The organism is Aeromonas allosaccharophila, assembly GCF_000819685.1.
GTDB classification, from domain to species: Bacteria; Pseudomonadota; Gammaproteobacteria; order Enterobacterales; family Aeromonadaceae; genus Aeromonas; species Aeromonas allosaccharophila.
The window spans coordinates 92,092-113,268 of the sequence record NZ_CDBR01000005.1 but is presented as its reverse complement, the minus strand read 5'-3'; the positions used below and the strand labels follow the sequence as shown (position 1 = coordinate 113,268).

27 protein-coding genes are annotated in these 21,177 nt (G+C 60.1%); 12 read left to right on the top strand and 15 right to left on the bottom strand.

The window, feature by feature from the left end:
* Positions 1–50 precede the first annotated feature (50 nt).
* Positions 51–1,175 (top strand): outer membrane-stress sensor serine endopeptidase DegS, encoded by a 1,125-nt coding sequence (gene degS, locus BN1115_RS00860; protein ID WP_042655663.1) that lies wholly within the window; start codon positions 51–53, stop codon positions 1,173–1,175.
* Between the two features lie 187 nt (positions 1,176–1,362).
* Here the strand turns inward: degS and npr are convergent, their stop codons facing one another.
* The 10 genes from npr to BN1115_RS00810 all read right to left on the bottom strand — a co-directional run bounded on the left by npr (position 1,363) and on the right by BN1115_RS00810 (position 8,180).
* Positions 1,363–1,635 (bottom strand): PTS phosphocarrier protein NPr, encoded by a 273-nt coding sequence (gene npr, locus BN1115_RS00855; protein WP_005336318.1) that lies wholly within the window; start codon positions 1,633–1,635, stop codon positions 1,363–1,365.
* A 20-nt stretch (positions 1,636–1,655) separates the two neighbouring features.
* On the bottom strand, positions 1,656–2,522 hold the full coding sequence (gene rapZ / locus BN1115_RS00850) for an RNase adapter RapZ (RefSeq protein ID WP_042655662.1): 867 nt from the start codon (positions 2,520–2,522) through the stop codon (positions 1,656–1,658).
* 45 nt (positions 2,523–2,567) lie between these two features.
* Positions 2,568–3,014, bottom strand: coding sequence for a PTS IIA-like nitrogen regulatory protein PtsN (ptsN, locus tag BN1115_RS00845; RefSeq protein WP_042061522.1), 447 nt, complete (start codon positions 3,012–3,014; stop codon positions 2,568–2,570).
* A gap of 2 nt (positions 3,015–3,016) precedes the next feature.
* Positions 3,017–3,304 carry a ribosome hibernation promoting factor gene (gene hpf, locus BN1115_RS00840; protein ID WP_005336323.1) on the bottom strand — a complete coding sequence of 96 codons (288 nt, stop codon included), beginning with the start codon at positions 3,302–3,304 and terminating at the stop codon, positions 3,017–3,019.
* A gap of 21 nt (positions 3,305–3,325) precedes the next feature.
* Positions 3,326–4,765: an RNA polymerase factor sigma-54 gene (locus tag BN1115_RS00835; protein WP_042061525.1), complete on the bottom strand. Its 1,440-nt coding sequence runs from the start codon at positions 4,763–4,765 to the stop codon at positions 3,326–3,328.
* Between the two features lie 65 nt (positions 4,766–4,830).
* On the bottom strand, positions 4,831–5,556 hold the full coding sequence (gene lptB / locus BN1115_RS00830) for an LPS export ABC transporter ATP-binding protein (RefSeq protein WP_005336333.1): 726 nt from the start codon (positions 5,554–5,556) through the stop codon (positions 4,831–4,833).
* A 3-nt stretch (positions 5,557–5,559) separates the two neighbouring features.
* Positions 5,560–6,087: a lipopolysaccharide transport periplasmic protein LptA gene (gene lptA, locus BN1115_RS00825; RefSeq protein WP_042061528.1), complete on the bottom strand. Its 528-nt coding sequence runs from the start codon at positions 6,085–6,087 to the stop codon at positions 5,560–5,562.
* Positions 6,074–6,634: an LPS export ABC transporter periplasmic protein LptC gene (gene lptC / locus BN1115_RS00820; RefSeq protein WP_042655661.1), complete on the bottom strand. Its 561-nt coding sequence runs from the start codon at positions 6,632–6,634 to the stop codon at positions 6,074–6,076. Before lptC ends, lptA begins: the two co-directional genes overlap by 14 nt.
* Positions 6,631–7,185: a 3-deoxy-manno-octulosonate-8-phosphatase KdsC gene (gene kdsC / locus BN1115_RS00815; protein ID WP_042655660.1), complete on the bottom strand. Its 555-nt coding sequence runs from the start codon at positions 7,183–7,185 to the stop codon at positions 6,631–6,633. Before kdsC ends, lptC begins: the two co-directional genes overlap by 4 nt.
* The gene (locus BN1115_RS00810; protein ID WP_042655659.1) at positions 7,185–8,180 is read right to left on the bottom strand and encodes a KpsF/GutQ family sugar-phosphate isomerase; all 996 of its coding nucleotides are present in this window, start codon (positions 8,178–8,180) and stop codon (positions 7,185–7,187) included. The genes kdsC and BN1115_RS00810 overlap by 1 nt, the downstream gene beginning before the upstream one ends.
* A gap of 207 nt (positions 8,181–8,387) precedes the next feature.
* Here BN1115_RS00810 and mlaF point away from each other — a divergent pair, with 207 nt between their 5' ends.
* The 7 genes from mlaF to murA are packed head-to-tail and all read left to right on the top strand — an operon-like array spanning position 8,388 to position 12,908.
* On the top strand, positions 8,388–9,188 hold the full coding sequence (gene mlaF, locus BN1115_RS00805; protein ID WP_042655658.1) for a phospholipid ABC transporter ATP-binding protein MlaF: 801 nt from the start codon (positions 8,388–8,390) through the stop codon (positions 9,186–9,188).
* Positions 9,188–9,967, top strand: a complete 780-nt coding sequence (mlaE, locus tag BN1115_RS00800; RefSeq protein ID WP_042655657.1) for a lipid asymmetry maintenance ABC transporter permease subunit MlaE — start codon at positions 9,188–9,190, stop codon at positions 9,965–9,967. The genes mlaF and mlaE overlap by 1 nt, the downstream gene beginning before the upstream one ends.
* A 7-nt stretch (positions 9,968–9,974) precedes the next feature.
* Positions 9,975–10,472, top strand: a complete 498-nt coding sequence (gene mlaD / locus BN1115_RS00795) for an outer membrane lipid asymmetry maintenance protein MlaD (protein ID WP_042655656.1) — start codon at positions 9,975–9,977, stop codon at positions 10,470–10,472.
* Between the two features lie 2 nt (positions 10,473–10,474).
* Positions 10,475–11,107, top strand: a complete 633-nt coding sequence (locus BN1115_RS00790) for an MlaC/ttg2D family ABC transporter substrate-binding protein (RefSeq protein WP_042655655.1) — start codon at positions 10,475–10,477, stop codon at positions 11,105–11,107.
* On the top strand, positions 11,104–11,376 hold the full coding sequence (locus BN1115_RS00785; RefSeq protein ID WP_042655654.1) for an STAS domain-containing protein: 273 nt from the start codon (positions 11,104–11,106) through the stop codon (positions 11,374–11,376). Before BN1115_RS00790 ends, BN1115_RS00785 begins: the two co-directional genes overlap by 4 nt.
* Positions 11,376–11,633, top strand: coding sequence for a BolA family iron metabolism protein IbaG (ibaG, locus tag BN1115_RS00780; protein ID WP_005306001.1), 258 nt, complete (start codon positions 11,376–11,378; stop codon positions 11,631–11,633). Before BN1115_RS00785 ends, ibaG begins: the two co-directional genes overlap by 1 nt.
* Positions 11,634–11,651: 18 nt before the next feature.
* On the top strand, positions 11,652–12,908 hold the full coding sequence (murA, locus tag BN1115_RS00775) for a UDP-N-acetylglucosamine 1-carboxyvinyltransferase (RefSeq protein WP_042655653.1): 1,257 nt from the start codon (positions 11,652–11,654) through the stop codon (positions 12,906–12,908).
* Positions 12,909–12,995: 87 nt separating this feature from the next.
* On the opposite strand, the gene pmbA is transcribed toward murA, so the two are convergent.
* Positions 12,996–14,339: a metalloprotease PmbA gene (gene pmbA / locus BN1115_RS00770; RefSeq protein ID WP_042655652.1), complete on the bottom strand. Its 1,344-nt coding sequence runs from the start codon at positions 14,337–14,339 to the stop codon at positions 12,996–12,998.
* A 114-nt stretch (positions 14,340–14,453) separates the two neighbouring features.
* Here pmbA and yjgA point away from each other — a divergent pair, with 114 nt between their 5' ends.
* Both yjgA and BN1115_RS00760 read left to right on the top strand, forming a co-directional pair.
* Complete coding sequence (gene yjgA, locus BN1115_RS00765; protein ID WP_042655651.1) at positions 14,454–14,978, top strand: ribosome biogenesis factor YjgA; 525 nt, start codon at positions 14,454–14,456, stop codon at positions 14,976–14,978.
* Between the two features lie 394 nt (positions 14,979–15,372).
* A complete protein-coding gene (locus BN1115_RS00760) occupies positions 15,373–16,155 on the top strand; it encodes a gamma-glutamyl-gamma-aminobutyrate hydrolase family protein (protein ID WP_042655650.1) in 783 nt (260 codons plus the stop codon).
* 11 nt (positions 16,156–16,166) lie between these two features.
* Here BN1115_RS00760 and BN1115_RS00755 read toward each other — a convergent pair whose 3' ends face one another.
* Positions 16,167–16,550 (bottom strand): hypothetical protein, encoded by a 384-nt coding sequence (locus tag BN1115_RS00755; RefSeq protein WP_042655741.1) that lies wholly within the window; start codon positions 16,548–16,550, stop codon positions 16,167–16,169.
* Positions 16,551–16,694: 144 nt separating this feature from the next.
* Here BN1115_RS00755 and BN1115_RS00750 point away from each other — a divergent pair, with 144 nt between their 5' ends.
* Both BN1115_RS00750 and BN1115_RS00745 read left to right on the top strand, forming a co-directional pair.
* Positions 16,695–18,221, top strand: a complete 1,527-nt coding sequence (locus tag BN1115_RS00750) for a mechanosensitive ion channel family protein (protein ID WP_042655649.1) — start codon at positions 16,695–16,697, stop codon at positions 18,219–18,221.
* A 45-nt stretch (positions 18,222–18,266) separates the two neighbouring features.
* Complete coding sequence (locus BN1115_RS00745) at positions 18,267–18,665, top strand: STY0301 family protein (protein WP_042655648.1); 399 nt, start codon at positions 18,267–18,269, stop codon at positions 18,663–18,665.
* A 76-nt stretch (positions 18,666–18,741) separates the two neighbouring features.
* On the opposite strand, the gene BN1115_RS00740 is transcribed toward BN1115_RS00745, so the two are convergent.
* The 3 genes from BN1115_RS00740 to BN1115_RS00730 are packed head-to-tail and all read right to left on the bottom strand — an operon-like array spanning position 18,742 to position 21,135.
* Complete coding sequence (locus BN1115_RS00740; protein WP_042655647.1) at positions 18,742–19,452, bottom strand: HAD-IA family hydrolase; 711 nt, start codon at positions 19,450–19,452, stop codon at positions 18,742–18,744.
* A 32-nt stretch (positions 19,453–19,484) separates the two neighbouring features.
* Positions 19,485–20,462 (bottom strand): tyrosine recombinase XerC, encoded by a 978-nt coding sequence (gene xerC / locus BN1115_RS00735; protein WP_042655646.1) that lies wholly within the window; start codon positions 20,460–20,462, stop codon positions 19,485–19,487.
* Positions 20,455–21,135 carry a DUF484 family protein gene (locus tag BN1115_RS00730; protein ID WP_005336370.1) on the bottom strand — a complete coding sequence of 227 codons (681 nt, stop codon included), beginning with the start codon at positions 21,133–21,135 and terminating at the stop codon, positions 20,455–20,457. Before BN1115_RS00730 ends, xerC begins: the two co-directional genes overlap by 8 nt.
* Positions 21,136–21,177 lie beyond the last annotated feature (42 nt).

Genomic DNA, 21,177 nt, shown 5'->3' with positions numbered 1-21,177 from the left:
TCCACCGATAGTGTTATTCTCTGCGCGCAGCCTGTACGGATGAGAATGACATGAAAATCCCCCCTTTAGTCAGTTACTTGGGCAAGTCTGTCGGTTTCGGTTTGACCGTCGCGGCGCTGCTGTTGCTGCTGTTTCCCCATTTTCGCGGTGGTGCCCAACTGCCCGGCATCATCACCAATGCCCGTGAACTGAGTTTCTCCTATGCCGCCCATCGGGCAGGCCCTGCCGTCGTCAACATCTACACCCGCAGCTTTGCCCCCAATCAGGGCAATCAGGGGGAGCTACGCCCGCAAGGGCTGGGTTCCGGCGTCATCATGAACCAGCGCGGCTATGTGCTGACCAACTACCACGTCATCGCCGATGCCGACCAGATCATCGTCGCGTTGCAGGATGGCCGGGTCTTCAGCGCCGAGCTGGTCGGCACCGATCAGCTCACCGACCTCGCAGTGCTCTATATCGAGTCAGACAACCTGCCGGTGATCCCGCAGGATCCGGAGCGACTGCCAGAAGTGGGGGATGTGGTGCTCGCCATCGGCAACCCCTACAACGTCGGCCAGACCATCACCCAGGGCATCATCAGTGCGACCGGTCGCACCGGCCTCTCCAGCATGGGGCCCGACAGCAATGGCCGTCAGGACCTGCTGCAGACCGATGCCGCCATCAACGAGGGCAACTCGGGGGGGGCGCTGGTCAACGGCCGCGGCGATCTGGTGGGCATCAACACCGCCACCTACCACCTCAACGGCAATCAGGAGAGCTACGGCATCAGCTTCGCCATCCCCTACCGGCTGGCAAAACGGATCATGGATGAGCTGATCGCCAACGGCCGGGTGATCCGCGGCTACCTCGGGGTCTCCAGCGTCGAGATCAATCCCATCGTCGCGCGAATGATGAACCTCGGCGACCTGCGCGGTCTGGTGGTGGAGAGTCTGGATCCCAACGGTCCTGCGGCCAAAGGCGGTCTGCAGCGAGGGGATGTGCTGCTCAAGATCAACGGAGAGGCCATCAGCGGCGTACGCAGCGCCATGGACAAGATTGTCGAGAGCCGCCCCGGCACCAAGCTGACCATCTCGGTATTCCGCTCCGGCAAGCCACTGGAAGTGGTGGTCACCATAGAAGAAGATCTGCGCTATCAGCAGAGAATGGCCAGCTCGAGCGCCGCATCGGCCAGCTAAGGCGCAGCTCCGGCTGTGGCGCTGCGCGCTTGTCATGAGGGAGATTATATTACTGACGAGATAATCGACCGCGACTTGGATTCATCGATGCAACAATGAGGTCGACTACCCCTGCTGCCATACTGCGAATCCTGAATCATTACACAGCCGATCACTGCTTGCGGATCAGAATAAAAACGAGGAGTGGCTACTCCTCGTTGAAGCCGGAGGTGAACAGCTCCACCACGGCGGCTAGGGCCTCGACCTCTTCGGGGCCCTCAACCTGTACTTCCACCTGCCGCCCTTGCGCGGAATCCAGCATCAACAGGCCGATGATGCTGTCAGCATCGGCCTCCACGCCATCTTCATTGCGCAGCAAGACGTGGGCATCGAACCCCTGCACCAGCTCAAACAGCATCATGGCCGGTCTGGCGTGAATACCCAGCTTGTTTTTCACTTCAACCGAGGCGGAAACAGTCATCGGGTCGTCCTATTGGTCCATCAGGATTGGGGCGCGCTCTTGTCGAGTGTACGGTGGCGGATCTGCACGTTCTTGCCAAGCAAGCGGAACGCGCTGGCCAGCCGCTCTGCAATAAAGACCGAACGGTGCTGACCGCCGGTGCAACCGATGCCCACCGTGAGGTAGCTGCGATTATTGCGCTCCAGATGGGGTAACCAGGTCACCAGCATATTTTCGATCTGCTGGGTAAACAGCATCACATCGGCCTGCGCCGAGAGGTAGTTGGCGACCGGCTCATCCTTGCCGGTAAACGGCTTGAGCTCGGGGATCCAGTGCGGATTGGGCAGGAAACGGGCATCGAACACGAAGTCGGCATCCTTGGGAATGCCGTACTTGAACCCGAACGACTCGAACACCAGCACCAGCTCGTTCTCCTTCTTGCCGAGCACCCGGGTCTTGATGAGCTCGCTCAGGTCGTGAACGCTGAGGTTGGTGGTGTCGATGCGCAGATCCGCGGTTGAAGATAGGGGGGAAAGCAGGTTGGTCTCTTCCCGAATGGCCTCATCCAGCGACAGCTTGTTGCGTGACAGGGGGTGCAAGCGGCGGCTCTCGCCATAACGTTTCAGCAGGGTGCCGTTGTCGGCGTCAAAGAAGAAGCTGGAGAACTTTACCCGCCCTTCATTGCGCACCTGGGCCAGCAGATTTTCCAGTTTCTCCGGATCGCTCGGCAGGTTGCGCACATCGATACTGACCGCCAGTTTGTCATACTGGCTCTCGACCGAGACAATCAGCTGCGGCAGCAGATTGACCGGCAGGTTGTCTACACAGTAGTAACCCAGATCTTCCAGCACTCGCAGGGCTACCGTTTTACCGGAGCCCGAACGTCCACTGACCACGATTAACTGCATCTTGTTCCCTCACGCCAAAACGGGTGTCTCATCCTTGGCCTGCTGTCAGGCCGAGGTCATGATCTGATAGAGCTCTTCATCGCTGGTTGCCTGGCGCAACTGGCGGCAGACCGCCTTGTCACCGAGCTTGGAAGCCATCAGGGAAAGGGTCTTGAGATGCTGCTTGCACTCGCTTTCCGGCACCAGCAAGGCAAACAGCAGGTCAACCGGTTGATTGTCGATGGCGTCGAAAGGAATAGGGTCGGCAAAGGTCATCAGGATCGCTGTTGGCGGGAATTCATCGTCAATGCGACCGTGGGGGATCGCAATACCGGCACCGATCCCGGTACTGCCCATTTTTTCGCGGGCCAGCAAACATTCGAACAGCGCCTGACGGGAAGTGCCAAGGCGTTCGGCGGCCAGCTCGCTGATGATTTCGAGGGCGCGTTTCTTGCTGGTACAAGGGACTGCACTCTTGGTGCAGTCCCGACTCAGTATGTGTTCAAGTTGCATAGTTATTTTTTGTTTAACTTATCTTTGTGCTTGATGATCTGCCTGTCCAGCTTGTCGAGCAAGGTGTCTATCGCAGCATACATATCGGCATGTTCAGAGTTGGCAAACACTTCGCCCCCGCTGACGTGCAATTTGGCTTCCGCTATCTGGTTCAGTTTTTCCACGCTAAGCACCACATGAACATTGTTGATGTGGTCGAAGTGACGCTCGAGTTTGGCAAATTTGTTGTTCACATAATCACGCAGAGCTTCGGTGATCTCGACATGGTGTCCGGTCAGGTTAATTTGCATAACATCATCCTTTTGTTTTGCCTAAACCAGGCGTTTGCGCTGATTGGAAGGTGGGATAAACAAGGATTCGCGATACTTAGCGATCGTGCGTCTCGCCACCATAATACCCTGTTCGGCCAGCAAATCCGCGATCTTGCTATCACTTAACGGCTTGGCAGGGTTCTCTGCCGTGACCAGCTTCTTGATGAGCGCGCGAATTGCGGTCGATGAGCACTCTCCTCCTCCTTCGGTGTTCACATGGCTGGAGAAAAAAAACTTCAATTCGAAGATACCACGGGGGGTATGCATGTACTTCTGGGTCGTCACCCGGGAGATGGTCGACTCATGCATCTCCACCGCTTCGGCGATGTCGTTGAGCACCATGGGCTTCATCGCCTCTTCACCATACTCGAAAAAGCCCTGTTGCTGCTCGACAATGCAACTGGCCACCTTCAGCAGGGTGTCATTGCGACTCTCCAGGCTCTTGATGAACCACTTGGCTTCCTGCAAATGGGAGCGGATAAACTGGGTGTCGGTGCTGCTGCGGGCGTTGCGGGCCATGGCGGCATAGGTCTCGTTGACCCGGATGCGGGGAGCGGAATCGGGATTGAGCTCGACCACCCACTTGTTGCCCTTCTTGACCACGGAAACATCGGGGATCACGTACTGGGAGTCGCTCTGGATGATGCCGTTACCGGGGCGCGGCTCCAGCAGCTGGATCAGATCCAGCACCTCCTTGAGGTCGCTCTCTTTGAGTTTTGTCTTGCGGGCGAGGGTGCGGTAATCCCGGTTGCCGAGCAGCTCCATGTGCTCGAGGATCACCTCCTTGGCCTCATTGAGCCAGGGGGTCTGCGGGTCATACTGCTCCAGCTGGATCAGCAGACACTCCTGCACCGAACGGGCGGCAATGCCGACCGGGTCGAAATGCTGCACCCGCTTGAGCACAGCCTCGACCTCGTCGAGTTCGACCTCCAGCTCGTCACTGCCCACCGCTTGTTGAATGTCTTCCAGCGCAACGGTCAGATAGCCGGATTCGTCGATGGCATCGATGATGGCGAGCGCAATGGCGGCATCCACATCGCTGAACGGGGTGAGTCGCATCTGCCACAGCAGATAATCCTGCAGGTTTTCGGTGGTCTCCCCCTGATAGACGCTATCTTCCCCATCGTGGATGGGGCCAGCGCTCTGGGCGGTGCCGGCGGAGTAGACCTCATCCCAGGTCGTATCCACCGGCAACTCATCCGGCATCTGCTCCTGAGCCATGGCATCGCTGGAGTCCATTTGACTATCATCGACCGGCGCTTCCGGTGCGCTCTCCTGCTGCTCACTCTCTTCCTGCTCCAGCAGAGGGTTATTTTCGAGCGCTTGCTGAATTTCCTGCTGAAGTTCCAGGGTGGAGAGCTGGAGCAGACGAATCGCTTGTTGTAATTGCGGCGTCATGGTCAGGGACTGACCGAGACGCAACTGTAATGTCGGCTTCATCTACGTCGGGATATCCTTATGTTCAGCGAGGCAGGCGTCAAAGGAAATGAAGGCATGCCCCCTTACTATAGACTGAATTGATCGCCCAAATAGACGCGCTTGACCTGTTCATCGGCGAGGATGTCAGCCGGTGCACCTTCGGCAATCATCTTGCCGTGGCTGACGATATAGGCCTTCTCACATACGTCCAGAGTCTCTCTGACGTTGTGGTCGGTAATCAAGACGCCGAGGCCCCTATCTTTCAGATGCTGAATGATCTTCTTGATGTCTATCACAGAAATCGGGTCAACCCCTGCAAATGGCTCATCCAGCAGAATAAAACGCGGCTCGGCCGCCAGTGCGCGGGCGATCTCGACCCGGCGGCGCTCACCACCGGAGAGGCTCTGACCCAGGTTGTCGCGAATGTGGGTGATGTTGAACTCTTCCAGCAGTTGCTGAACCTTGTCCTCACGCTCCTCGCGGCTCAACCCCTTGCGGGTCTGCATCACCCCCATCAGATTGTCGAACACCGACAGGCGACGGAAGATGGAGGCCTCTTGCGGCAGGTAACCGATGCCGTTGCGAGCCCGCACATGCATGGGCTGCAGGCTGATGTCCTGATCGTCGATGGTGATGAGACCGGCATCGCGCTGCACCAGCCCGACGATCATGTAAAACGAGGTGGTCTTGCCGGCGCCGTTGGGGCCGAGCAGGCCGACAATCTGGCCGGTGCCCACTTCCAGGCTGACGTCACTCACCACCATGCGGCGCTTGTAGCTCTTCTGCAGGCCCACTGCTTTTAACACTGCCATGGTTTATTTTCCCTGCTTCTGCTGATCGGCGGGCTTGTCGAAATTCTCTACCTGATCCGGCAGGAACACGGTCTTGACCCGCTGGTTCGGGCTCTTGCTCTCGGCAATCATCTTCTGTTTGACGATGTCGTAGCGGATCAGGTCGCCATTGACCTGGCTATCCTCCTGCTTGAGCTGACCGTTGCCGGTGATGGTCACCAGCCGGTTCTTCAGCTCGTAGCGGATGGTGTTGCCATGGGCGTTGACCGGCTTGCCGTTATCCAGGATCTGGAAGAAGGTGGCCGGTTTGCCGTAGGCGGTCATTACCTCGGCCCCTTTCTCGCCGGAACGGGTCACCACCACCTTGTCAGCCTTAATCTTGATGGTGCCCTGATTGATGGTCACATCCTCTTCGAAGGTGATGCGATTGTCCTGCATCTCGGCCACCTGCTTGACGGCATCGACGTAGACCTTCTCGGCAAAGTCGGACTCTTTGGCGGTCACCGCACCACACAACAACAGGGCTGCGAGGGCCAGATTAGCGTTTTTCATTGAAATAGATGGCATGACCTTGATCCAGTAACTCAAAATATTTGCGGTCCAGATGGCCCTTGAGGCCAACCCCTTGGGTCTGGAAATCCCGACCCAGAATGTTCACTTCCCGGTTGCTGCGCACATCCTGTGTCACCAGATCCAGCTCCAGATAGGGCGTATCGAGCGTGGAGATGAAGGAGGTGGGCAGCAGACCATCCAGATGCACCTTGTCCCGCAGGATGACGTTATCGCCGGTATTGAGCACGCCGGTTTCGGCGGTCACCTTCCACTCGGCCGCCCCCTGCTCGTCATACATGTAGACCACCGGCTTGTCGAAGGTGGCCTGCTCGAGGATCTGATAATACTCGGCGTAGGTCGACTCCAGCCGTTCGGTGCGTTTGCCATTGATATCAAAACGGGTGGTCACCAAATCTTTGGCGACAAAATCCGGCTGATAGTTTTCGATTTTGACGGCGCTCTCCGGCACCAGCTCCACCTTGCCCAACTGCCAGGCGACCAGCGCCACCAGCAGCAACAGGGCGAACAACAGGGTCTGTCTGCTCATACCGAGGCCTCGGGCTGATAATCGCCATGGCCTTGCGCCTGCAGGATGAGGTCACACACTTCGCGCACCGCCCCCATGCCACCGCCGAGACGGGTGACCATATCGGCACGGCTCAGCACCAGCGGATGGGCATCGGCCACCGCGATACCCAGGCCACAGGCGGTCATCACCGGCAAATCGATGGTGTCATCGCCCATGTAAGCAGCCTGTTCCGGCGTCAGTCCCAGCTTGGCCAGCAACGCCTCGAAGTGCGGCAGCTTTTTATCGGCCCCCTGCACCACGTGAGCCACCCCCAGGCTTTTCATCCGATCGCTGACGATACGGGAGTTGCGCCCGGTGATGATGGCGATCTCGATCCCGGCATTGAGCAACGCTCGCATACCCGCACCATCGCGGGTACAGAAGGTTTTCAGCTCTTCACCGTTGTTTCCCATGTAGATGAGGCCGTTGGAGAGCACCCCGTCCACATCGCACACCAGCAGGCGGATTTGCGCCGCCTTGTCGTACTGGCTGCGCGTCACCGGACCATAGAGGGTCGGTACGTTTTGCATCAAATGACTCCGGCTTTCAGCAGGTCGTGCATGTTGAAGGCACCGAGCGGGCGCTTCTCTTCATCCACAACCAGTAATCCGTTGATTTTTCTCGTTTCCATCAGCTTGACGGCTTCTGCAGCCATCATCTCTGGGCCTACGGTAACACAGTTGGCGGTCATCACACGGCTGATGGGGGTGTGATGGATATCGATCTGCTGGTCGAGAATCCGGCGCAAATCGCCATCGGTAAACAGCCCGGCCAGCAGGCCATTGCCATCGACCACCGCCGTCATGCCGAGCCCCTTGCGGCTCACTTCCAGCAGCGCCTGGCTGATGGTGGCATCGATCCCTACCCGGGGCAACAGCTCGCCGCGGTGCATCAGGTCGCCGACCCGCAGCAACAGACGCTTGCCAAGAGAGCCACCCGGGTGCGAAAGGGCGAAGTCATCGGCGGTAAAACCGCGCGCTTCCAGCAGGGCGACTGCCAGGGCATCCCCCATCACCAAGGTTGCCGTGGTGCTGGAGGTGGGCGCCAGACCCAACGGGCAGGCCTCTTTCTCCACCTTGATGCACAGGTGCACGTTGGCCTCTTTGGCCATGGTGGAGGCCGGATTGCCGGTCATGCAGATGAGCGGTATGCCGCGGCGCTTGAGCACCGGCAGCAGGGCCAGGATTTCGTCGCTCTCGCCGGAGTTGGAGATGGCGATGATAAGGTCGCCGCTGGAGATCATCCCCAGATCGCCATGACTCGCCTCCCCTGGGTGAAGGAAGAAGGCTGGCGTACCGGTGCTGGCGAGGGTAGCGGCGATCTTGCTGCCGATATGGCCCGACTTGCCCATTCCGGTGACCACAATCTTGCCACCGCAACGCAGTACCATTTCGCACGCCTTGTCGAAGGCGTCGTTCAGATACTGATAGAGTCCATCAATGGCTTGCTTTTCTGTGTCCAGCACCGCGCGGGCACTGCGACGAAAATCGAACAGTTCAGACACTTTCTCAGGCTTTACAGACATAAAGACACAGCTCCGGGCCGAAATTAGCTGCGGGATTATAAAAAAGTCTGCCCGGATAAGCGAATCGGATGGTAAGCCCCGCTCCCGATAACGCTCTTTGTTGCAGAAAACTGTCGTGCAAATGGGCTGGCGGCCTGTTCAATAGTTGTTCCTTGCTGTTGCTTAGACCTAGACTACCCCATAAAATTCGCACCTCATTTACACCGGATGGACAATTGTTTGAACAATGACCTGATCACCATCTCCGATCTGACCTTCAGTCACGGAGATCGGCTGTTGTATGACGGGATCAACCTGACCATTCCTCGTGGCAAGGTGACCGCCGTCATGGGCCCGAGCGGCATCGGTAAAACCACCCTGCTGCGGCTGATCGGTGGCCAGCTCAAACCGGAGTCCGGTCACATTCTGTTTGACGGGGAAGATATCCCCACCCTCTCCCGCCGTCGTCTCTACGAGGTGCGCAAGCGGATGAGCATGCTGTTCCAGAGCGGCGCCCTGTTTACCGGCATGACGGTCTACGACAACGTGGCCTTCCCGCTGCGGGAGCACTCCGGCCTGCCGGAGGAGCTGATCCACACCATCGTCATGATGAAGTTGCAGGCGGTGGGCTTGCGCGGGGCAGCGAAACTGATGCCTTCCGAGCTCTCCGGTGGCATGGCGCGCCGGGCGGCGCTGGCACGGGCGATTGCGCTCGATCCCGACCTCATCATGTATGACGAGCCGTTTGTCGGGCAGGACCCCATCACCATGGCAGTGCTGGTCAAGCTGATTAAAGAGCTGAACGATGCCCTCGGCATCACCTCCGTCATCGTCACCCACGATGTGAACGAGGTGCTGACCATCGCCGATTACGCCTACATCATCGCCAATCGCAAGGTGGTGGCGCACGGCACACCGGAACAGCTGCGCGAGGAGCACAATCCCGAAGTCGAGCAGTTTCTCAAAGGATTGCCCGACGGTCCTGTTCCGTTTCATTTTCCGGCAGGCGACCTGCTACAGGATCTGTGATGTTGATAAGTCAAATAAGCAAGCTGGGGCGAGTTGGCGTGCGCGTCATCAGCGCCGTCGGCCGCGCCACCATCATGTTGTTTCATGCGCTGGCGGGCAAACCCGAGCCGCGCAAGCACTTCCCGCTGCTGGTCCAGCAGTTGTATGTGGTGGGCGTGCAGTCGGTGGCCATCATCCTGGTCTCCGGCCTGTTCATCGGCATGGTGCTCTCGCTGCAGGGTTACAACGTATTGAAAGACTTCGGCGCCGAGCAGAGCCTGGGGCCGCTGGTCTCCCTCTCCCTGTTGCGGGAGTTGGGCCCGGTGGTAACCGGCCTGCTATTTGCCGGCCGCGCCGGTTCGGCCCTGACCGCCGAGATCGGCCTGATGAAGGCCACCGAACAGCTTTCCAGCCTCGAGATGATGGCGGTCGACCCGCTGCGCCGGGTGGTGGCCCCCCGCTTCTGGGCCGGTGTCATCAGCATGCCGCTGCTGGCCTTCATGTTCAGCCTGATCGGTATCTTCGGCGGCAAACTGGTTGGCGTGGATTGGCTGGGGGTGGACGAAGGGGGCTTCTGGTCTGCCATGCAGTCCTCCGTCGACTGGGGTGAAGACATCATGCAGGGCGCCATCAAGAGCCTGATCTTCGCCCTGGTGATCACCTGGATTGCGCTCTTTAACGGCTATGATGCCAAGCCGACCTCGGCCGGGATCAGTCAGGCCACGACCCGTACCGTGGTCCACTCATCCCTCGCCGTGCTCGGCCTGGATTTTATACTCACCGCAGTCATGTTTGGATAAGGTAAAGATGAAGTTCAGCAAAGTAGAATTCCTGGTCGGCACCTTCATGCTGGCTGGCATAGCAGCCATTCTGGCACTGGCCCTGCAAGTGGCCGGTTTGAGCTTCAAACCGGAAGGAGAAACCTATACCCTGCGCGCGCATTTCGATAATATCGGCGGCCTGAAAGTCCGCTCGCCGGTCAAGGTCGGCGGCGTGGTGGTAGGTCGGGTCAGCGACATAACACTGGACCCGAAAACCCAGGTGCCCGAAGTGACCCTGATGATGCAAAAGAGTGCCGGTGAGTTTTCCGAAACCAGCTCGCTCTCCATCCTCACTTCGGGCCTGCTCGGCGAGCAGTATATTGGCCTGATGCCCGGCTTCAGCGATGAGGAGATGGGCACCGCCATGCTCAAAGACGGTGACCTGATTGAAGACACCAAATCCGCCATCGTGCTGGAAGATTTGATTGGCAAGTTCCTCTACAGCCAATCCTCCGACAGCAAATCAGACAGCAAGAAGGAGTAATCATGTTCAAGAAAATCGCCCTGCTGCTGGGCCTGATGACCAGCATGCTCTTTTCCCTGTCTGCCCAGGCCGCAGTCGATGCCACCGACCCCAACGCGCTGGTGGATCAGGCTGCCAAGCAGACCTTCGCCCGCCTGAAGGCCGATCAAACCCAGGTGAAGAGCAACCCGGATCACCTGCGGGTGATCATCCGCGAAGAGCTGCTGCCCTATGTGGACAACCGCTTCGCCGCCTACAAGGTGCTCGGCAACCAGATTAAAGAGACCACCGAAGCGCAGCGCAATGCCTTCGTCGAAGTGTTCACCGAGTACATGGTGAGCTCCTACGCCGACGCGCTGGCCCATTTTGACAAGCAGACCGTCAAGGTCGAGCCGGGCAAAGCCCCCAGCGGCAACATCACCGCCGTCAACGTCAGCGTGAAAGAGGCCGGCAAGCCGGACATCTTCCTCGAGTTCAAGCTGCGCAAGAACAACAAGACCGGCGAATGGAAAGCCTTCGACATGGTGGCAGAGGGGATCAGCCTGCTCTCCGCCAAACAGAGCGAGCTCGGCGGTTTGATCCGCCAGAACGGCATCGATGCGGTGATCGCCCAGTTGCGCGAACACAACGCCAAGCCGCTGGTGCTCAAGTCATGACCCTCTGCGGTGAGCTGCAGGCGCCACAGGTCAATGACCTGTGGCAACGCCGTGCCGACTGGTGGCAGGATGACCGGCTCGATCTCGGCGGCGTCACCACCCTCGACTCCGCCGGACTGGCCCTGCTGGTCAAATGGGCCAAAGCCGCATTAGCGCGAGGCGCCACACCGCTACTGGTGGGCGCCTCCAGTGATTTCTATACCCTGGCCAACCTGTACGGGGTGGCCGGGCTGTTTCAGTCAACCCCGCTCACAACTGAGGACGCATAATGCAAGTCTCTGAAATTGAAGCGATACTCCTTGAGGCTCTGCCATTGTCCGAAGTCCATGTCAAAGGGGACGGTAGTCACTACCAAGTGATCGCCGTCGGCGACATGTTTGACGGCATGAGCCGGGTCAAGAAGCAGCAGGCCATCTATGCCCCGCTGATGGACAAGATCGCCAGCAACGCCATTCACGCCCTCTCCATCAAGGCGTTCACCGACGCCGAGTGGAAACGCGAACGTAAATTCCTATTGCCCTCCTGATTTGGTAACGAAGTAAAAATGGACAAATTCAAAATCGATGGTCGTTGCACTCTCAACGGCGAAGTGACCATCTCCGGCGCTAAAAACGCCGCCCTGCCGATCCTGTTCGCAACCCTGCTGTGTGATGAAGAGGTACACCTCTCCAACGTGCCGCGTCTGAAAGATGTGGGCACCACCATCAAGCTGCTGGAGATGCTGGGCGCGACCACCAAGGTCAACGGCAACGTCACCGTGCTGACCGGTGCGGTGAACAACCACGTCGCTCCCTACGAGCTGGTGAAGACCATGCGCGCCTCCATTCTGGCGCTGGGCCCGCTGGCTGCCCGTTTCGGTGCTGCCGACGTCTCCCTGCCCGGCGGCTGCGCCATCGGTGCCCGTCCGGTCAACCTGCACGTCCACGGCCTGGAGCTGATGGGTGCCAAGATCACCATCGAAGATGGTTACATCAAGGCCCGTGTCGATGGCCGCCTGAAAGGCGCCCACATCCTGATGGACATGGTTTCCGTCACCGGTACCGAAAACCTGATGATGGCTGCGACCCTGGCTGATGGCCGCACCGTGATCGAAAACGCCGCGCGCGAGCCGGAAGTGGTCGATCTGGCCAACTTCCTCAATACCCTGGGCGCCAAGATTCAGGGTGCGGGCACCGACACCCTGACCATCGACGGTGTCGAGCGTCTGCACGGCGGCAACTACAGTGTGCAGCCTGACCGCATCGAAACCGGTACCTTCCTGGTGGGTGCAGCGGTCACCGGCGGCAAGATCACCTGCCGCAAGACAGACCCGACCCTGCTGGAAGCGGTACTGGTCAAGCTGGAAGAGGCTGGCGCCCTGATTGAGAAGGGTGAAGACTGGATCACCCTCGACATGACGGGCCGCACCCTCAAGCCGGTCACCATCAAGACCGCCCCCTACCCGGCCTTCCCGACCGATATGCAGGCACAGTTCACCGTGCTGAACGCCGTCGCCAAAGGCACCGGCATGGTCACCGAGACCATCTTCGAGAACCGCTTCATGCACGTTCCCGAGCTGGTACGGATGGGTGCAGACATCGAACTGCAGGGCAATGTGGCTATCTGCCGTGACACCGAGCAACTCAAGGGTGCCCAGGTAATGGCGACCGACCTGCGCGCCTCCGCCAGTCTGGTGCTTGCCGGCTTCGTGGCCGAAGGCTCCACCATCGTCGACCGTATCTATCACATCGACCGTGGCTACGAAGACATCGAGCACAAACTGCAGGGTCTGGGTGGCCGCATCGAGCGCATCAAGGGCTGATAGCCCCCTGATCGCTGGCCGATAAAAAGGCCCCCTCGCGTTGGCGAGGGGGCCTTTTTCATGGCTTCAGTTCTGTTGAAACCGGGATCAGTGACCCGCCAGCTTCATATTTTCCACCAGCACCGAGCCGGTCTTGAGGCTGGAACGCTCGTCTTCGTCACTGCCCACCGCCACGATGTGGCCGAACATCTCGGCCAGATTGCCAGCGATGGTGATCTCCTCGACCGGATAGGCGATCTCGCCATTCTCGACCCAGAAGCCGGCGGCGCCGCGGGAGTAATCGCCATTGACGATATTGACTCCCTGCCCCATCAGCTCGGTCACCAGCAGGCCGGTGCCCATCTCTTTCAGCATGCCCTGAAAGTCCTGGCCGGAGTTGGAAACCTGCCAGTTGTGGATGCCACCGGCATGACCGGTGGTGGTCAACCCCAGCTTGCGGGCGGAGTAGGAGGTGAGCAGCCAGCTCATCAGCTCGCCATTGCGGATGATATCCATATCGCGGGTACGCACCCCTTCGCCATCGAACGGAGTACTGGCGAGCCCGCCCAGCAAATGCGGGAACTCCTGAATGGTGAGCCACTCGGGCAGGATCTGCTTGCCCAATTTGTCGAGCAGGAAGCTCGACTTGCGATAGAGGTTGCCGCCGCTGATCGCCATCACCAGATGGCCCCACAGGCCGGAGGCGGTGTCGGGGTGGAACAGCACCGGCGCATGGCGGGTCGAGATCTTGCGGGCGCCGAGGCGGGAGACAGTACGCTCAACGGCTTCGTCGGCAATGCGCTGCGGACTCCAGAGCCCGTCGAGGGTACGGCTGGAGGAGTAGCCGTAATCCCGCTGCATGTCGCCATCCTGCTCGCCGATCAGCACGCAGCTCAGGGAGTTGCGCGAGGCCGCGTAGCCTTTGACGAAGCCATGGCTGTTACCATAGACCTTGATGCCGAGATGGCTGGAGAAACCGGCACCGTCGGAGTGCTTGATGCGGGCATCGCGGCCGAGCGCCAAGCGTTCGCACTCGATGGCCAGCTCGATGCCACGCTGGGGATCCAGTTCGATTTGGTGGCACAGCTGCAGATCGGGGGCATCCCAGGCCAGCAGATCGGCGTCCGCCAGACCGGCGCAATCATCAGCCGAGGTGTGGCGGGCAATCTCGATGGCCGCTTCAACGGCGGCACGAATGGCGGGTTTGCTCAGATCGGTGGTCGAGGAGGATCCCTTGCAACCATCGCGATAGACGGCGATGCCCAGCGCTCCATCCTTATTGAATTCAATGCTTTCCAGTTCACAACCCCGGGTATTCACCGACAACCCGGTCTGCTTGCTGATGGAGACTTCGGCCAGCGAGGCGCCCAGTCCCTTGGCTATCTCCAGGGCTTCGGCAACCACGGCCTCGAGATGGGCTTGATCCTGGCGGATTTGGTCTTGCTGATCCATAACTCACATCTATATGAAAGAAGGAAAGGGGGGTAAGCATATCAGACCCCTGCGCCCAGCGGGAGAAGCTGGTAACATATCCACCAAACGTGAATGACAGGAATCAAGAGACCGATGAGTCAATATCAAGACGACAACGAGTTCGAAGACTGGGGCCCGAGCAAGAGCCAGCTCAAGCGCGACGCCGACGCCCTGCAAAAAATGGGCGATGAGCTGGTCAGCCTTAGCCATAGCGAACTGGAAAAAGTGCCGATGGACGAAGAGCTGGCTGATGCGATCGAGCTGGGGCGCAAGCTCAAGCCGAAAAAAGACGAATCCTATCGTCGCCATCTGCAGTTCATCGGCCGTCTGATGCGCAACCGCGACCCGGAGCCGATCATCGAAGCTCTGTCGATCTTCAAGAATCGTCACTCCACCGTGAATGCCCGCCTGTATCGGCTGGAGCAGTGGCGTGAGCGCCTGATCACCGAAGGTGACAGCGCCCTCAACGAGCTGATGTCCCAGTTCCACGAGCTGGATCGCCAGAAGCTGCGCCAGCTGATCCGTTCCGCCAACAAGGAGCGGGAGCTGAACAAGCCGCCGGTCGCCTATCGCGAGATGTACCAGTATCTGCGCGGTGAGATCGAAGATCTGCTGTGATCCCCGAAACACGCCTCCCTCGCGGAGGCGTGCTTCTATTGACCCTTTTTCCCCTATCCATCCCCCGCCATCCTGCGCGTTTAATATATCCACCATTCAGGCGACACGGCCACGACACCCCATCTGAACAGCCCCGTTAAATCGCCACTTCAGAGCAGGTCAAAACAAAGCCGTTAACAATTCGGCATCATTTCGTTTGACATATTGAACGGCCTTGGCAGACTGGAGAGAGGATCCAGGCTGTTGCTGCCCAGGCTGACCGACGATTCTGCCACCCTGCCCGACGCCGGATCCCATGACCATGCCTTGAGGCATGCCCTTGCCCGGTCGGTTTGCAAGGGCCTACCCAAGGCGCAGGATGAGACTTCAACGCCAAGGATAATCAAGGTGCCCTATGCCAAATCCCCTGCCTCCCGCCACCCGTAAACCGGTCGTGCTGATGACCATGGGCGCCCAGCCCCGCAACGGCCATGCCTATCAGGTGATGACCCACAAATACATCATGCCGCTGGTCGACATCAGCGACTGCGTCCCGCTGCTGGTGCCCACCTGTTGCGGCACCGCCGGTCTGGAGCAGTATCTGGATCTGGCCGATGGGGTCTATCTGAGCGGCGCCGGTTCCAACATCGACCCGGCCCTCTACGGCCAGGAGAACCTCACCCCGGAGAAACAGCAGGACAGAGATCGCGACCTGTTCGATCTGCCGCTGATCAAAGGAGCGCTGGCCCGTGGTTTACCGATCCTCGGGATCTGCCGCGGCATGCAGGAGATCAACGTGGCGCTGGGGGGAGACATCCATCAGAAGGTCTATAACGAGCCGGGTTATGACGATCATCGGGAGGATGCCGACGATCCGGTCGATGATCAGTATGGGCCGAGCCATCAGATTGAACTGCTACCGGGCAGCTGGTTTGCCGAGTTGATGGGGGAAGCGCGGATTCCGGTCAACTCCCTGCATGGACAGGGCATCAACCGGTTGGGGAACGGACTGGAGCCACTGGCCCACGCCGAGGATGGGCTGATCGAGGCGCTTCATGCCCCCACCCTGTCACCCTTCTTGCTGGCAGTACAGTGGCATCCGGAGTGGAAGGCCAATGAAAACCCCCACTCCATCAAGATCTTCCAGGCCTTTGGCGATGCCTGCCGCCAGCGCAGTGCATTGATGGCAGGCCGCTAAGCCCCATCGATTCAGTCGCCAAACCCCCGCGCCTTGAGTTTGGGCAGTCCGCCCCGCTCCGGGCGCAGGGTGCGGCAGATATCCATCCCCTTGAGCCCACGCTGGATATGGTCAGGGGATTGGCCAAACACCATGCCGTTGCTGCGGTAGAGGTTGTTGTCATCCAGCTCGAACTTCTCGCCCCCGATAAGCAACTGCTCCCGACCATTGACCGTGTCACCGTGCTTGATGGGCACCTTCATATCGGTCAGCACCTCGCCGGTGGCACACCCCTCGCGCCAGCGCGCCTCACTGGCGAAAGGGGTAATGGCTATTTCGCGCCAGGAACCATCCCTGAACTCGACCCGGTACTTGTCCGTCAGCAGATCGCAGCCAGCCAGTGGCAACAGGGCCATCAAACAGATGATTTTCTTTGAAAATTCCACGTAATCGCACTCCTTTGCCTTGTCCTGCACAGGATAAATAAATTGCCGCCCCAACGCACCATTTCCCCGCACCGCAGCAGCTATGCTGGAGGTAAACCACAATAAGGTGCTGCTATGGCTGGCGATAACTTCACTGCGCTACCGACGCTGATCTGGATTGGCGAACACCCGTTCTGGACCCTGCTCACCCTCTCCCTGATGCTGACCCACTTCTGGCGCCGCCCAGGACAGCGACGGGAGCTGCTCTCCGAACTCGGCTTCGTGATGATAAGCGCGGTGGTCATCCTGCTGATCCAGCTGGAGGGGGGCTGGTTCAAACTGCCGCTGCCCCATCAACTGCTGGTCGAGATCTCCACCCTGCTGGCCGGTTTGATACTGGTCAAGGTGTGGGGGATCCTGCTGTTCGAGTTTCTGCTCCCTCTCTGCCATGTGCGGATCCCGCGGATCATCGCCGATATCGTCATCACCATCGGTTATATCGGCTGGGGTCTGTTTCGCCTCTACGCCTCTGGCATGGCGCTCGGGGAGATAGTCACCACCTCGGCGGTGATCACTGCGGTCATCGCCTTCGCCATGCAGGATACTCTCGGCAACCTGCTGGCCGGGGTCTCCATTCAGCTCGACAACTCCATCGCCATCGGTGACTGGCTGCAAGTGGATACCACCCAGGGCCGAGTGGTGGAGATCAACTGGCGCGCCACCACCATCGAGACCCGCAACTGGGAGACCGTCGTCATCCCCAACAGCCACCTGCTCAAACAGCGCTTCACCGTGCTCGGCCGCCGTCGGGGCGAACCGCTCCAGTGGCGGCGCTGGGTCTGGTTCGATCTGACGCTGGATACCCTGCCGACCCAGATCATCGCGCTGATCGAGAAATCCCTGCGGGAGACCAAGCTCCCCTGCGTCGCCAAGCATCCGCAACCGGACTGCCTGTTGATGAACGTCGAAGGGGGCATTGCCCGCTACGCGGTGCGCTACTGGCTGACCGATCTGGCTCGCGACGATCCGACCGACTCCATGGTACGCAGCCTGATCGATGCTGCCCTGCGCCGCAACGATCGCCGCCTCACCCCGCCGATCTTCAACGTCTTCATGAGCAAGGAGAAACAACATCAGGATGCCCGCCACAAGCGCCACACAGCCGAGCGTACCGACACCCTGCGCAAACTGCCGTTGTTTGCCATGTTACAGGAGGACGAGCTGCTCCAGTTGGCCGATCAGGTGAAGTTCGCCCCCTTCGTCAGCGGCGACATCATGCTGGAGCAGGGGGATGTCTCCAGCTGGCTGTTCGTGCTGGTCAAAGGGGAGGCCGAGATGGTGGTCAACGTCGAGGGACGGGAGCTTAAACTGGGTACGCTCGGCGCGGGGGACTTCTTTGGCGAGCTGAGCCTGCTCACCGGCGAGCCCAGCTCCTTCACGGTACGGGCGGTGGCCACCGTCGAAACCTATCGCATCAATCAGGCCATGTTTCAGGAGCTGGTGATGCAGCGGGAATCGCTGGTCGAGCCCCTCTACCGGGTGCTGAGCGACCGCCAGCAGGAGCAGCGGGCGCTGCTGGAGCGGGAGGCGGAAGCCATGAAACAGCCACCACAACAGCTTGATCTGCTTGATAAACTGATGAAGCTGTTCGGTGGAAGATGACGTAGCATGGCACGATATTGAGGACGTGAAGAGAGAACCGCAGCCATGTTACTGACCACCCTGGCCCTTGCCGCCAGCCTGCAATTTGATTGCCCTGCCACCATCGAGACTCGCCAGCAGCTGCTGACCCCGCAGCAGGGCTGGCAGGCGTTCACCCGCGATGACGATGGCAAACCGGACGAAACCCTCAGCCACCGGCTCGATAATCTGGCCCTGTTCGACGGAGATCCTGCCGAGCTGGCCCAGCTCAAACCGGATAACGGCGACAACGACGAGATCCACTACTGGAGCCAGCTCGATAGCAGCCTGAGCCCGCTCTATCTGGTCTGCCGCTATCAGAACAGCGCTATCACCCTGCAGCAGGCGTTGCCCGCCGGCATCAGTTACTGCCGCGTCAACCAGCGCGATCGCTACACCCTGCTCGGGCTGGTTTGCCGCAAATAGCGGTCGTAACCCCTTGCCATACATCGCTATTCGCTGACAGCTATTGCCGCCTGAGCATGGCCACCCGCCAGCGCCATCAGAGCAGCAGCTCGGCCAGCTCCTCCAGCGCCGTCAGCTCCACGTCCGGCAACAGTTGCAGCTGTTGCCACGGTTGCTGCCGCTCGTTGAGCCAGGCGGCGCGAAAGCCGTGCAAACGGGCCCCCAGCACATCGGTCTCGGGATGATCCCCCACATGGAGGATCCGCTCCGCTGGCAGCTTGAGGGCGCTGCGGGTCTGCTCAAACATATCCGATGCCGGTTTCATTCTGGCGCCCGCCCCCGCCTTGCAAACCAGCGTGAAGTAGCGTTCCAGTCCTGCCTGCGCCAGATCCAGATTGCCGTTGGTGATGACCACCAGCGGGTATCGCTCGGCCAGTCTGGCCAGTAGCCGATGGGTTGACTCGCTCACCTCGATCTTCGAGCGCTCTGCCAGAAACGCAGCAAATACCTGCTCCGCCTCGCGACTGACCTGCTGGTCGGCCATCCCCCCCGCGACCATGGCGGCGCGGATGGTCTGCTGGCGCGCCAGACTGACATCGTGGCGCAGCTCGGGGTTGGCCAGCAACACCGCGCGTTTTAGCTCCAGCCAGCGCGGCTTGTCGAGCATGGCGGTGGCCAGATATTCGCTGCGCAGATGGCTCAGCATCCACTGCTCGGCGCGCACGATGGCGGGGCCGTTGTCATAGAGGGTGTCATCGAGGTCAAACGAGATGGCAGCAACCGGCTGCCAGCGGCGATAGAAGTGCATGGACTCTCCTCTGCAACGGGGCTCTGGGCCCGTTATTCATCGTCCTGCGCATCCGGGTCACGCTTGGCCCTTGGGTGGGCGCTGTCGTAAACCTTGGCCAGATGCTGAAAGTCGAGGTGGGTATAGATCTGGGTGGTGGAGAGATCGGCGTGTCCCAGCAGCTCCTGCACCGCCCGCAGATCGCCGGAGGACTCCAGCATATGGGTGGCGAAGCTGTGGCGCAGCTTGTGGGGATGGACGTGAGCGTTGAGCGCCTGCTTGTTGCCCCAGCCATCGAGGCGGGCCTGCACCGAGCGGGCCGACAGGCGCTGCTTGCGGCTGGAGACAAACAGCGCCTCGCTCTCGTCCCCGGCCAGCAGTGGGCGCACCTTGAGCCATTTCTGCAGCCACTCGACCGCCATCCGGCCGATGGGCAACACCCGCTCCCGCGAGCCCTTGCCGGTCACCTTGAGCTGACGGTCGTCGAGCTTCAGATCCACCAGATTGATCCCCACCAACTCGGCGAGGCGCAGCCCTGAGGAGTACATCAGCTCCATGATGGCACGATCCCGCACCGCCAGCGGATCCAGCTCGTCGGTGATATTGAGCAGCTGGTACATCTCGTCCACATCGAGGTTTTTCGGCAGCGGTCGCCCCTGTTTGGGGGTGACGATACCGCGGGCCGGATTGGCGGTCAGCCGGCCCTGCCGCACCTGCCAGTCGCAAAAGCTGCGCAGGGCAGAGACCTTGGTGGCCAGCGATCGGGGTGCCAGCCCCCCCTTGTGCATCCGGGTCACCAGAGTCCGCACCTGGCTCGCCTCGAGTAGGCCCCAGTCAGCCAGACCCAGAGCCACCAGCTCTGCGGTCATCGCCTCCAGATGGGCTTGATAGTTATTGCGGGTGTGAGGGCTGAGCTGACGCTCGACCCTCAAGTATTCGATAAAGGCCGCCAGCTCTTCCGCCAATGCTGCGGGCAGTGGCGGCGCGACGACGGGAGCCTTGGCGGGCGCCCTGGCCGGTGTTCTAGCCATGAGTCAGCTCGGGCAGTCGCAGTTGCAGCAGGCGCCCCAGTTGACCCAGCAGCAAGGTGTCGTTGTGAGGGGTGAAGTGGCCGGGATCCGAGCTGGCGAAGGCCAGCACACCGAGATCGCCGAGCCGCATCAGGGCGACCGAGTTGACCAGCACGTCGTGGCCAAACAGCGCCTGCTTCTCGCTCTGGCTCAGGCGGCCAAAGTAGTAATCCTGCCCCGGCAGACGCTGACCCAGCAGGGATTCGAGCTGCTTGCCCTGTGCCAGAAAGCGCTGCTCGGGCCCGCTCAGGGCAAACTTCTTGGGATTGAGCCAGAGCCGCAGCCCGGTCAGGCGCAGCCGCTGGACGAAGGCCTTGCCCATCACGGCACTCACCTCGAACAGGGTCTGGCAACCGTACAGCTCGCCGTAGAGATCGGCATAGACCCGGAAGATCCGCTCGTTCTCGCTGGCGATCCCCATCAATTCGGTGATCTCCTGCTCCAGCTGTTCGATCCGCTCGCGCTGACGCTCCAGCTGGCGCTCGACCAGCGAGACCGACCCTTTGCGTTCATGGGGAATGCGGATCCTGTCCAGCACGGCGGCATGGCGTTGGAAAAACTCGGGATAACGGGCCAGGTACTCCAGCACAGTGGCTTCATCCACCGATTGCTCCTGCCGTTTGAGTTCGCTCATAAATTGGTTGATCCATCAGAGAAATGGGGCTCGCTGCCCCGA